The organism is Microvirga tunisiensis, from assembly GCF_009296175.1.
Classification (GTDB): domain Bacteria; phylum Pseudomonadota; class Alphaproteobacteria; order Rhizobiales; family Beijerinckiaceae; genus Microvirga; species Microvirga tunisiensis.
Genome location: NZ_VOSK01000220.1, coordinates 1 through 10864 on the forward strand (window position 1 = coordinate 1; position 10864 = coordinate 10864).

The 10864-nt window shown below is 64.1% G+C and carries 10 protein-coding genes, 1 tRNA gene and 1 pseudogene; 5 read left to right on the forward strand and 7 right to left on the reverse strand.

Translation table 11 applies throughout. From position 1 onward, the window contains the following. Nucleotides 1–146 precede the first annotated feature (146 nt). The 4 genes from FS320_RS30625 to aroA all read right to left on the reverse strand — a co-directional run bounded on the left by FS320_RS30625 (nucleotide 147) and on the right by aroA (nucleotide 3452). Nucleotides 147–524: a methylglyoxal synthase gene (locus tag FS320_RS30625; protein WP_152716105.1), complete on the reverse strand. Its 378-nt coding sequence runs from the start codon at nucleotides 522–524 to the stop codon at nucleotides 147–149. Nucleotides 525–537: 13 nt separating this feature from the next. Next, a complete protein-coding gene (locus FS320_RS30630; RefSeq protein ID WP_152716107.1) occupies nucleotides 538–1341 on the reverse strand; it encodes a DUF1194 domain-containing protein in 804 nt (267 codons plus the stop codon). A gap of 121 nt (nucleotides 1342–1462) precedes the next feature. Further along, nucleotides 1463–2095 carry a (d)CMP kinase gene (gene cmk / locus FS320_RS30635; RefSeq protein ID WP_152716109.1) on the reverse strand — a complete coding sequence of 211 codons (633 nt, stop codon included), beginning with the start codon at nucleotides 2093–2095 and terminating at the stop codon, nucleotides 1463–1465. A gap of 7 nt (nucleotides 2096–2102) precedes the next feature. Next, the gene (gene aroA, locus FS320_RS30640) at nucleotides 2103–3452 is read right to left on the reverse strand and encodes a 3-phosphoshikimate 1-carboxyvinyltransferase (RefSeq protein WP_152716111.1); all 1350 of its coding nucleotides are present in this window, start codon (nucleotides 3450–3452) and stop codon (nucleotides 2103–2105) included. Between the two features lie 193 nt (nucleotides 3453–3645). On the opposite strand from aroA, the gene FS320_RS30645 reads away from it, so the two are divergent. From FS320_RS30645 to FS320_RS30655, 3 genes are all read left to right on the forward strand, one after another. Continuing rightward, nucleotides 3646–4029: a TIGR02300 family protein gene (locus FS320_RS30645; protein WP_162003353.1), complete on the forward strand. Its 384-nt coding sequence runs from the start codon at nucleotides 3646–3648 to the stop codon at nucleotides 4027–4029. Between the two features lie 81 nt (nucleotides 4030–4110). After that, a tRNA-Ala gene (locus tag FS320_RS30650) sits at nucleotides 4111–4186 on the forward strand. 194 nt (nucleotides 4187–4380) lie between these two features. Then, a complete protein-coding gene (locus FS320_RS30655; protein WP_152716112.1) occupies nucleotides 4381–6582 on the forward strand; it encodes a malate synthase G in 2202 nt (733 codons plus the stop codon). Between the two features lie 38 nt (nucleotides 6583–6620). Here FS320_RS30655 and FS320_RS30660 read toward each other — a convergent pair whose 3' ends face one another. Together FS320_RS30660 and pxpB are read right to left on the reverse strand one after the other, a co-directional pair. Next, nucleotides 6621–7655, reverse strand: a complete 1035-nt coding sequence (locus FS320_RS30660) for a 5-oxoprolinase subunit C family protein (RefSeq protein ID WP_152716114.1) — start codon at nucleotides 7653–7655, stop codon at nucleotides 6621–6623. After that, nucleotides 7652–8413: a 5-oxoprolinase subunit PxpB gene (gene pxpB, locus FS320_RS30665; protein WP_152716122.1), complete on the reverse strand. Its 762-nt coding sequence runs from the start codon at nucleotides 8411–8413 to the stop codon at nucleotides 7652–7654. Before pxpB ends, FS320_RS30660 begins: the two co-directional genes overlap by 4 nt. Nucleotides 8414–8598: 185 nt before the next feature. Between pxpB and FS320_RS30670 the strand changes: the two genes are divergently transcribed. Further along, complete coding sequence (locus FS320_RS30670) at nucleotides 8599–9384, forward strand: 3-hydroxybutyrate dehydrogenase (RefSeq protein ID WP_152716116.1); 786 nt, start codon at nucleotides 8599–8601, stop codon at nucleotides 9382–9384. Between the two features lie 166 nt (nucleotides 9385–9550). Here FS320_RS30670 and pip read toward each other — a convergent pair whose 3' ends face one another. Then, a complete protein-coding gene (gene pip / locus FS320_RS30675; protein WP_152716118.1) occupies nucleotides 9551–10495 on the reverse strand; it encodes a prolyl aminopeptidase in 945 nt (314 codons plus the stop codon). Nucleotides 10496–10729: 234 nt separating this feature from the next. On the opposite strand from pip, the pseudogene FS320_RS48500 reads away from it, so the two are divergent. Beyond that, nucleotides 10730–10864 (forward strand): annotated as a pseudogene (locus FS320_RS48500) (IS630 family transposase); the annotation flags it as partial.

A 10864-nucleotide genomic window follows, 5' to 3' on the forward strand; every position in this document is an offset into this window, starting at 1 on the left:
ATGCGTTTGCCCGGCAAATGCGGCTCCATCCGATCCCACTGGTGATCTTTCAACATCAGACGAACTCCGCTCACCCAAGCCTCCGCGCCCAAAAGGAGCTTGAATCAGATTTGCGAGTCCGTCGAAAGCCTGAATGTCAACGCGCTCTAGTCCCTGAACGATTCGATCAGTCGCTCCGCCGTGGCGGGATTGAGCGCCATCGGGATGTTGTAGACGAGGGCGAGGCGCATCAGCGCCTTCACGTCCACGTCATGCGGATGCGGCGAAAGCGGATCGACGAAGAAGAACAGCGCGTCGATCCTTCCTTCCGCGATCATCGCGCCGATCTGCTGATCGCCGCCGAGCGGTCCGCTTTTCAACCGCGTGACGGACAGGGACGGGCAGCGCTCCATCACGCGCCCGCCTGTCGTGCCGGTCGCGAAGAGGGTGAAGGGGCGGATGTCGTTTTCATACATGGCCACGAAATCGGCCATGTCGTCCTTCTTGGCGTCGTGAGCCACGAGCGCCAACGTCAATTGCTTCATGGGTAAAGACAGCTCAATTGCTCCAGCGGTCACGCCACTGCATCTCGCCGGCCATGCAGTTGGTGCGCGGAGTGGACTGAATGCGGTTGATGAGGGACTGCTGAAGCATAAGGTCGGCGACTTCGAGCAGGATCTTGGTCTTGATCGCCTCGATGAACTGATCGCGTTCGCGCACTGGAACCGTGAACGCGCCTTGGCCGCCGATGACGCAATCCTTGTAATAGATGTCGAGATCCGGGATGTCGAGATAGCCGGGCTGGCGCAGCATGATCGGCAGGCCGTTGATGGTGATACCCTTGGCCAGGGCCGCATCGCGGGCTTCCAGCACGAGCCGGCCCTGATTGTTGGGACCGTCGCCCGAGACGTCGATGACCCGCCGTGTGGCGCTGACACCACTTTCCTCGAGAAGCTTCACGCTGAAATCGATGGCGCTGGAAATCGAGGTTCGTTGCGCCCGGCGCAGGGGCGTCGAGGCGATCTTGTCCGCGAAGGCCATCAGGCTCTCGGAATTGTCGAGGACGGTCCAGGGAACGATCACTTTCTGATCCGGCGACCCGGCCCATTCCATGTAGGTCACGGCAATCTTGCCCAGCATCCCGCCGCGGATCGCATCGTGGACGAGTTTGGAGCGAAAGGCCTGGGCGAAGCCCTCCCGCTGCAGGGCCTGCTCGTCCGTATCCATGGAGAAGGAGATGTCGACGGCCACGACGAGGGCCAGGTCGACCTCCGTCTCGGTCTGCGCCTGGGCCGGCAGGGCCAGAAGCGCCCAGAGACAAGCCAGTCCTGCGGCAAGGCGGATGAAGCCGGAACGAACCATCGGTATCTCCGTGTCGGGAGCCGGATTGGTCTTTGAAGTGTGCCAGCTTCTGAAACTAAGGCAAGGTCAGGCGGGGACTAGGGGTATTCTCAGAGCCCAGGAAATTATGGGCTTCCACTGCTCATTTCGAGGTGCGCTTGCGCTCCACGATAGCGAGCGCCGCCCGGAAGGCACCGTCGGCATCCAGATGCGTCGTATCGAGGGTGACGGCGTCGGCGGCGGCTTTCAGCGGAGCGGTGCTCCGGGTCATGTCGCGCTCGTCGCGGCGGCGGATATCCACGAGGATGGTCTCGTATTCCGCCTGCTCGCCCCGGCTCAGCAGTTCCCGGTGACGGCGTCGCGCCCGCTCCTCGGGGGCAGCGGTGATGAAGAGCTTCACCTCCGCATCGGGGCAGACCACCGTTCCGATGTCCCGCCCGTCGAGCACCGCGCCTGAGGCCTTCACGCCGAACTGGCGCTGGAAGGCGAGAAGGGCATCCCGGACCGGCTGATAGGCGGACACCACCGAGGCGGCCTCGCCCATGGCCGCTCCCCGCAGGCGGGAATCGTCTTCCAGATGGCTGACGTCCAGGTTCTGCGCCACCTCTGTTGCTGCGGCCTGATCAGCGAGAGGGATGTCCCGATCCATGAGCACGCGGGCGACCGCCCGGTAGAGCAGGCCGGTATCGAGATGGGCGAAGCCGTAATGTTCGGCCAGGCGCTTGCCCAGGGTACCCTTGCCCGAGGCGGCGGGGCCGTCGATGGCGATGATCATGGACGGCTCAATCCTGGATCGTGGCGCCAAGCTCGCGCATGAGCGGGAGGAAGGAAGGGAAGCTCGTCGCGATCATCGCTCCGTCATCGACCGTCATCGGCTGGGCCGTTGCCAGGCCCATGACCAGGAACGACATGGCGATGCGATGGTCGAGATGAGTCGCCACCGGATTGCCGCCGCCACGAACCTTGCCGTTCGAGCCATGGACCAGGAGGTCGTCGCCCTGGATCTCGTGCTCGACGCCGGCCTCGGCGAGACCTGCGGCGACGGCGGCAAGGCGGTCGGATTCCTTCACGCGCAGCTCATGGAGCCCCTGCATGCGGGTCGTGCCATCGGCGAAGGCGGCCGCGACCGCGAGGATCGGGTACTCGTCGATCATGGCCGGGGCCCGGGCATGGGGAACGGTCACGCCGGTGAGGCGGCTGTGGCGCACGCGCAGGTCCGCGACCGTCTCGCCACCCTCGTCCCGCTCGTTCAGGCGCTCGATGGAGGCCCCCATCTCGATCAGCGTGGTGATGAGGCCTGTGCGCAGGGGATTCATCATCACGCCTTCGAGAACCACGTCCGAACCGGGGGTGATCAGCGCTGCGACCAGGGGGAAGGCGGCCGAGGAGGGGTCGGTTGGCACCACGATCTCGGTTCCGCGCAGCTCGGGCTGGCCCTGGAGGGTAATGGCGCGGCCATCGGCTCCGTGGAGGGCGACCTCCACGCTCGCTCCGAAATGCCGCAGCATCCGTTCCGTGTGATCGCGGGTCGCCTCGCGTTCGATCACGGTGGTCTTGCCGGGGGAGTTGAGACCGGCGAGCAGGATCGCCGACTTGATCTGAGCCGAAGCCGCCGGGGTCTCGTAGGTGATCGGGATCGTCTCCTTCGGACCGCGCAGGGTGAGGGGAACCCGTCCACCCTCGGCCTCGCTGACAACGGTCACGCCCATCTGGGTCAGCGGATCGAGGATCCGGCGCATGGGACGCTTGCGCAGCGAGGCGTCGCCGTCGAAGGTCGACGTGATCGGGTGGCTTCCGGCAACGCCCATCATGAGGCGCGAGCCGGTGCCCGCATTGCCGAAATCGAGAATATCCGAGGGATCCTTCAGCCCGCCGATGCCGGCGCCGACGATCCGCCACCGGCCCGGTGCCTCGCGGGTGATGGTGGCGCCAAGGGCCCGACAGGCTTCGGCGGTGCGCAGCACGTCGTCTCCCTCCAGGAGACCCTCGACCCGGGTCTCGCCGATCGACAGCAGCCCGAAGATCATGGAACGGTGAGAAATCGACTTGTCGCCGGGGAGGCGGATGCGCCCTTTCAGGGGCGTTCCAGACCTGCTGGAGACCGGGGACGGCGATCCGTGCGCGTGCGACATTCTCGGTTCCTTGCTCGGGTTCCTTGGGACTTCTTATACGGGCGGGCTCCTAACACGGGGTTTTCCCGCCGTCACGCGCAAGCTGGCTCAAGGTCCGCCCTCTCTTGCAATTCTTGCAATTTCCTATTTGACAAGCCATTCCCTCACGACTAACGGAGCGTTCCCGACCATTCACTTCCAAAGGCAATCACCCGTGGCCAAACCGGAACTCGGCTTGAAGCGCCAGTGCATGAGCTGCGGCGCAAAATTCTACGATCTCAACAGGGACCCGGCGGTCTGCCCGAAATGCGGCACGGTGTTCCAGGCAACCGCCCTGAGCCGGGTCGCCGCCCCCGTGGTCGCCCGTGCGGCTGTCGCCGACGATGACGAGACCGAAATCGAATCGACCGGACCGGAGATGGTCTCCCTCGACGAGGTCGAGGCTGGCGAGAACGAGAAGGACGTCCCGGTCGACGACGATATCGACGTGGCCGATGATGCTCCCGATGACGACACCTTCCTCGAGGACGAGGAAGAGGGCGACGACGATGTGTCGGATCTGATCGACAGCGATCTGGAAGACGACGAAGAGGCTTGAACCTCAGATCGGAGGCGACTATAGAGACGCCTCTGCTGAAGACAGAAACCGCCGCGGCACCCCAAATGCCGCGGTTTTCAAGGGGCCGTAGCTCAGTTGGGAGAGCGCTTGAATGGCATTCAAGAGGTCAGCGGTTCGATCCCGCTCGGCTCCACCAATTCCTCAAAAACAGCCGCCGCTCAGGCGGCTTTTTTGTTTCAAGAACCTATCCGGGAAGCCGGATCGACTTCTAAAGCATAGGATTCCGGCCCATCGTTCATCCTTTTTCTCATGGAAGGGCTGTCGATCTTCATTTTTAGTCGCAGCGCCTTAAGCTAAGGCAGTGTCCTTTAGCCACCGAAAGCGGGAACGATGACGCGCGTCCAGACGAACGGCCTCCAGGTTGCACCGGTTCTTCACGATTTCATCGAGCGGGAGGCGATTGCCGGCACGGGGCTGTCGAGTGCTGTCTTCTGGGGAGGCTTGGCCGGGCTCGTCCGGGACTTCGCGCCACGCGACCGCGAGCTGCTCGCCGTCCGTGACAAGATGCAGTCGCAGATCGACAAGTATCATCGCGCCCGGACCGGAAAGGCCTTCGATCAGGCGGATTACGAGCGCTTCCTGCGTGACATCAGCTATGTGCTGCCCGAGCCGGAGGATTTCTCCGTCGGGACGCAGCATGTGGACGACGAGATCGCCCGCATCGCCGGTCCCCAGCTCGTGGTGCCGGTCTCCAATGCCCGCTACGCGCTCAATGCCGCCAACGCCCGCTGGGGCAGCCTGTACGATGCGCTCTATGGCACCGACGCCGTCCCGGAGGAGGACGGTGCCGCCCGCTCCGGCGGCTACAACAAGGCACGGGGCGCCAAGGTGGTCGAGCGTGCCCGCGAAGTGCTGGACCGGGCGGCGCCCCTGGCCAGCGGCAGCCACCGGGATGCCGTGGCCTACGCCGATCAGGGCGGCGCCCTCTTCGTCACGCTGCAGGACGGCACCGAGACCGGCCTCATGGATCCGACCCAGTTCGTCGGCTACCAGGGCGAGGCTGCCAATCCGTCCTCCGTGCTCCTGCGCCACAACAACCTGCACCTGGACATCCGGATCGACCGCTCGCATCCGATCGGCGCCGACGATCCGGCCGGCATCGCCGACGTGGTGCTGGAATCGGCGGTCTCGACCATCATGGACCTGGAGGACTCCGTTGCGGCGGTGGATGCCGAGGACAAGGTCCAGGTCTACCGCACCTGGCTCGGGCTCATGAAAGGCGACCTCGTCGAGAGCTTTGAGAAGGGGGGACGCACCGTCGAGCGCCGTCTCAACCCGGACCGGGTCTACACCATGCCGAACAGCGGCGAGCTGCGCCTGCACGGGCGCAGCCTCATGCTGGTGCGCAATGTCGGCCACCACATGTTCACCGACGCGGTGCTGGACGAGGACGGCCAGGAGATTCCTGAGACCATTCTCGATGCCGCCGTCACCTCGCTGATCGCCATCCATGATCTCAAGGGCTCGGGACCGATCCGCAACAGTCGCGCGGGTTCGGTCTATATCGTGAAGCCCAAGATGCACGGTCCGGACGAGGTGGCTTTCGCCAACGACCTCTTCGGTGCCGTCGAGGACATGCTGAGCCTTGCCCGCAATACGCTGAAGATGGGCATCATGGACGAGGAGCGGCGCACCTCCGTCAACCTCAAGGCCTGCATCAAGGCCGCGTCCGAGCGCATCGTGTTCATCAACACGGGCTTCCTGGACCGCACCGGCGACGAGATCCACACCTCCATGGAAGCCGGCCCCATGGTCCGCAAGAACGACATGAAGGCGACCGCCTGGATCAAGGCCTACGAGGACAACAACGTGGATGTGGGGCTCGCCTGCGGCCTACCTGGCAAGGCCCAGATCGGCAAGGGCATGTGGGCGGCTCCCGACAAGATGGCCGATATGCTGGAGCAGAAGATCGGCCATCCTCAGGCCGGCGCCAACACCGCCTGGGTGCCGTCGCCCACCGCAGCGACGCTTCATGCGCTCCACTATCATCAGATCGACGTGCAGGTCCGTCAGGAGGAGCTGAAGGAGCGTCCGCGCGCGAAGCTCTCCGACATCCTGACCATTCCGGTGTCGCAGTCGAACTGGGCGCCGGATGCGGTGCAGCAGGAGCTCGACAACAATTGCCAGGGCATTCTCGGCTACGTGGTGCGCTGGATCGACCAGGGCGTCGGCTGCTCCAAGGTGCCGGACATCCACGACGTCGGGCTGATGGAGGATCGCGCCACCTTGCGCATTTCGAGCCAGCACCTCGCCAACTGGCTGCGCCACAGCATCGTCTCGAAGGACCAGGTGATGCAGACCCTGCGCCGCATGGCGGAGGTGGTGGACCGGCAGAATGCGGGTGATCCGCTCTACCGTCCCATGACGCCGAAATTCGAGGGCCCGGCCTGGAACGCCGCCTGCGACCTGATCTTCAAGGGCGCCGAGCAGCCCAATGGCTATACCGAATGGATCTTGCACGAACGCCGCCGCGAGGCGAAGGCCGCAGGGGCGCCGGACCGCAGCGAGGAGAGCGGCGTCAAGACGAAATAGTATGAGAAAGGGCGTCGCAGGTGCGACACCCTTTTCGTTCAATCGTTCGGGTCGGTTGTGGCGGGAGCGAGCGCATCGACCGTGCCGCCGATCAGGTTGCGGCTCAATAGATGCTCGGTCGTAAGGGCGAAGCGAACGGGCGTGAGGCTTGAAGGCAGGGACGCCATCCAGTCCTTCAGGCGGCGCGCGGCCGCGACGGCCTCATCCCGCTCGACGGCCGTGAAGCGCACGCTCATACCTGGGCGCATCTGTGCGAAGCGGGCGAGATCGGCACTGATCATCGTCGCGATCTTCGGATAGCCGCCCGCCGTCTGCCGGTCGCGCATCAGCACGATGGGCTGGCCGCTGCCCGGCACCTGGATATGGCCATCCACGATACCGTCCGATACGATGTTGAAGCCCTTGGCGTGTTCGAGGCGCGGGCCGGTGAGCTGAAAGCCCATACGGTCGGCCTGAGGGCTGATGGCGAACTCGCTCTCCAGAAACATTCGAATCGTTTCCGGCGTGAAGTAATCGTCCTGAGGCCCCATCATCACGCGGATCGGGCCGCTCTCCTCCGGTGGATCGAGGGCAAGCTGCATCGGCTCGCGATCCTGCGATTCAGGCCGGCAGGGAAGGCGGTCCTCCGCCTTCAGGGGGGCTCCCTTCAGCCCGCCGAGCCGGGAGCGCAGGTGGAAGGACAGGCTCCCCAGTTCCGGCTCGACGGCGAAGCCTCCGGCCACCGCGAGGTACGCGAAGGTACCGGTCCGCGGATGCCCTACTTCAAGAGATTGCCCCTCTTTGAGAACCACAGAGGTCTGAGGATCTACAGGTGCCCCATCGATGCTCAGGGCGCATCCTGCCCCGACGAGCGCGAGGTGAAGATCGCCGCCCTCGCACATGAAGGCGCCACCGAGGTTCATGAATTCGACAGCCGCCGTCTCGGGGGCATTGCCGACGAGAGCGTTGGCCATCGCCAGCGCACGGCGATCCATGGCACCGGAGGGCGAGACGCCGAAGCCCTCGTAGCCGAGACGCCCGCGATCCTGCAGGCTGGTCATCGGGCCGCAGGATTTCACCACGAGATCCGTCATGGACGCACCTCCTCGGCGACAGGTTCGCCGGCCAGCGCCGCCTTCTCCAGCGCCTCCCAGCGCGAAGCGTCGACGGGCTCGAAGACGATCTCGTCGCCGGCCGCGAACAGGAAGACCGGATCGCGGCCCGGTGCATAGGAACGAACGGGTGTCAGGCCGAGGTTGTGCCAACCGCTCGGCATGTCCATGGGCGCGATGCCGGCCTGCTCGCCGCCGATCATGATCGAGCCTGCGGGGATCTTGGCACGCGGATGGAGCCGGCGGGACGTGGCGATCCTCTTGTCGAGGCCGCCGAGATAGGTGAAGCCCGGCAGGAAGCCGATCATGTAGATCCGATAGATGGCGGACGAATGGATTTCGACTACCTGGTTTGGCGTCAGGCCGTGGAGGCTCGCCACCTCCTCGAGATCGATGCCGTATTCGCCGCCGTAGACGACCGGCACACGCCAGCGCCGGCCAACGGCATTGCGAGGGGGCAGGTTCTGCGTTTCCTCGTTCAGGAGCCTGACCAAAGCGTCATAATCGGTCGCCACCGGATCGAATTGGATGGTGAGGGAGCGATAGGTCGGCACCGTTTCGATCAGGCCGGCCGGGGCGCGTGCCCGGACAATATCGTCCAGCGCGAGAACCATGCCGTTGATGTCCGGATCGATCGTATCGCCGAACTCGATGGTCACGGCGCTGTCGCCGCAGGGGAGTATTTTCGGTGTCGGCACGATGCACCTGTTGACGATCCGGAACAGCCAGAGATCCCGCATCTCATATTGCTGCCGATCCGGCAACGGGGCCTCGATCCAATGGGCCATGCACCGGAAGCAGGTGAGGGCCTTGCTACGGGATCATCCTTCCATGCTTCTTTTTGCTAGGCTCACCCTGGCAGCGCCCTTCGTGCTATCCCTCCCCTAAGATGATGCCTGATGCCCAGGCTTGAACGGAGTAGATCATGACTTTGACATCCAAGACAGCCGTCGTGACAGGCTCGACCAGCGGCATCGGCCTTGCCATCGCCCGGGCTTTCGCCAAGGAAGGCGCCAATGTCGTCATCAACGGCTTCGGCGATGCGGGCGACATCGAGGAGACGCGTGCCGGAATCGAGAGCGAGTATGGCGTCAAGGCGATCTATTCGCCGGCCGACATGTCGAAGCCGCACGAGATCGAGGAGATGATCCGCCTCGCTGAGCGGACATTCGGCAGCGTCGATATCCTGGTCAACAATGCGGGTATCCAGTTCGTCTCCCCGGTGGAGAATTTTCCGGTCGAGAAATGGGATCAGATCATCGCCATCAACCTGTCGTCCGCCTTCCATGCCATCCGCGCCGCGGTGCCGGGCATGAAGGCGCGCAAATGGGGCCGCATCATCAACACGGCCTCGGCCCACTCCCTCGTCGCTTCGCCGTTCAAATCGGCCTATGTGGCTGCCAAGCATGGCATTGCGGGCCTCACCAAGACGGTGGCGCTCGAAGTGGCCACCGACGGCATTACGGTCAACTGCATCAGCCCCGGCTATGTCTGGACGCCGCTCGTGGAAAAGCAGATCCCCGACACCATGAAGGCGCGCAACATGACCAAGGAGCAGGTGATCAACGACGTGCTCCTGGAGGCGCAGCCCACCAAGCAGTTCGTGACCGTCGATCAGGTCGCGGCGCTCGCCGTGTTCCTGTGCTCGGATGCGGCAAGCCAGATGTCGGGCGCCAACCTGTCGATGGATGGGGGCTGGACGGCGAAGTAAGTTACGCCATGGTCGTCCTGCGTTCGGCTTTGCTCCGGCCGGAATGCCCCCTCTCACATCATCACCGGCCTTGTGCCGGTGATCCCGATCGGCCATGACGGGGAGAGTTTTGAGAGTGGCCTCTGATTCCGGTGACGCAGCTCCGGGATGACGGCTTGGTTCGGCGCTACGATCGCGCAAACGCATCCGTCGCCTCGATGAGATGATGCGTGATGCCCGGCTCGCTCACCGCATGGCCCGCATCCGGCACCATGATGAACTGCGCCTCGGGCCAGGCCTTGTGCAGCTCCCAGGCGGTCTTCGGCGGCGTGGCGATGTCGTAGCGGCCCTGGATGATCACGCCTGGAATGCCTTTCAGGCGATGGGCGTTGCGGATGAGCTGCCCTTCCTCGAACCAGCCTTCATTGACGAAGTAGTGGTTCTCGATCCTGGCGAAGGCGATGGCATAGTGCTCATCGCCGAACTGGTCGCTGTATTCCTGGTTGTGCAGGAGCGTGATCGTCTCCCCTTCCCAGAGGCTCCAGGCGCGCGCCGCCTCGGCCCGGACGGCAGGGTCGGGATCGATCAGGCGCTTGCGATAGGCCGCCATCAGGTCGCCGCGCTCCTCCTCCGGGATGGGGGCGAGAAAACCCTCCCACTTGTCCGGGAAGATCCAGGAGGCGCCTTCCTGGTAGTACCAGAGCAGCTCCGCGCGGCGGAGAGTGAAGATCCCGCGCAGCACCAGTTCTGTTACACGTTCCGGATGGGTCTCGGCGTAGGCCAGCGCCAAGGTCGAGCCCCAGGAGCCGCCGAACACCATCCACTTGTCCACACCGATCATCGTGCGCAGGCGCTCGATGTCGGCCACGAGATCCCAGGTGGTGTTGGCTTCCAGGCTCGCATAAGGCGTCGAGCGTCCGCAGCCGCGCTGATCGAAGAGCAGGATTCGGTACTTTTCGGGATCGAACAGCCGGCGTTGGGTCGGCGTGCAGCCGCCGCCCGGGCCGCCATGAAGGAAAACCACGGGTTTTCCCTGCGGGTTGCCGCACAATTCCCAGTAAATCCTATGGCCGTCGGCTACATCCAGCATGCCGTGGTCGTAAGGTTCTATTTCGGGGTAGAAGGTACGCATCTTCAGGCTCCAACAACGGAAGCTATCCATAGCCGGGGGAGGAGGCCGTGTCAGCCAGCCCATGAATTCCTAAGCCGGCTTCGAACCCTCTAGCGCGTCGTTCAACTGTCATATAGTTTTGCAACTGGGGAACACGGGTAAAAGCCCAACCCCATTGGAGGACTAGTGGTTTCCGCCTAACAAAAGAGTCCGCGTGAGGATTCCCCCTGGCTTGTGCGTATGCGAGGCTGCAGCATGCGCACTGGTATCTCCATCACCCTTAACTCCTCAGACAGGCAGCGCCTTGAGGCTGTTATCAGCAACCGGAACACGGCCCAGAAGCATGTCTGGCGGGCCGCCATCGTGCTGCTGAGCGCCGATGGTGTCGGC

What these genes read in the sequence shown, in the direction of transcription:
- FS320_RS30670 (WP_152716116.1), top strand. Translation starts at nt 8,599, where the DNA reads ATGACTTTGACATCCAAGACAGCCGTCGTGACAGGCTCGACCAGCGGC.
- FS320_RS30660 (WP_152716114.1), bottom strand. Translation starts at nt 7,655, where the DNA reads ATGACGGATCTCGTGGTGAAATCCTGCGGCCCGATGACCAGCCTGCAG.
- pxpB (WP_152716122.1), bottom strand. Translation starts at nt 8,413, where the DNA reads ATGCGGGATCTCTGGCTGTTCCGGATCGTCAACAGGTGCATCGTGCCG.
- aroA (WP_152716111.1), bottom strand. Translation starts at nt 3,452, where the DNA reads ATGTCGCACGCGCACGGATCGCCGTCCCCGGTCTCCAGCAGGTCTGGA.
- cmk (WP_152716109.1), bottom strand. Translation starts at nt 2,095, where the DNA reads ATGATCATCGCCATCGACGGCCCCGCCGCCTCGGGCAAGGGTACCCTG.
- pip (WP_152716118.1), bottom strand. Translation starts at nt 10,495, where the DNA reads ATGCGTACCTTCTACCCCGAAATAGAACCTTACGACCACGGCATGCTG.
- FS320_RS30630 (WP_152716107.1), bottom strand. Translation starts at nt 1,341, where the DNA reads ATGGTTCGTTCCGGCTTCATCCGCCTTGCCGCAGGACTGGCTTGTCTC.
- FS320_RS30625 (WP_152716105.1), bottom strand. Translation starts at nt 524, where the DNA reads ATGAAGCAATTGACGTTGGCGCTCGTGGCTCACGACGCCAAGAAGGAC.
- FS320_RS30655 (WP_152716112.1), top strand. Translation starts at nt 4,381, where the DNA reads ATGACGCGCGTCCAGACGAACGGCCTCCAGGTTGCACCGGTTCTTCAC.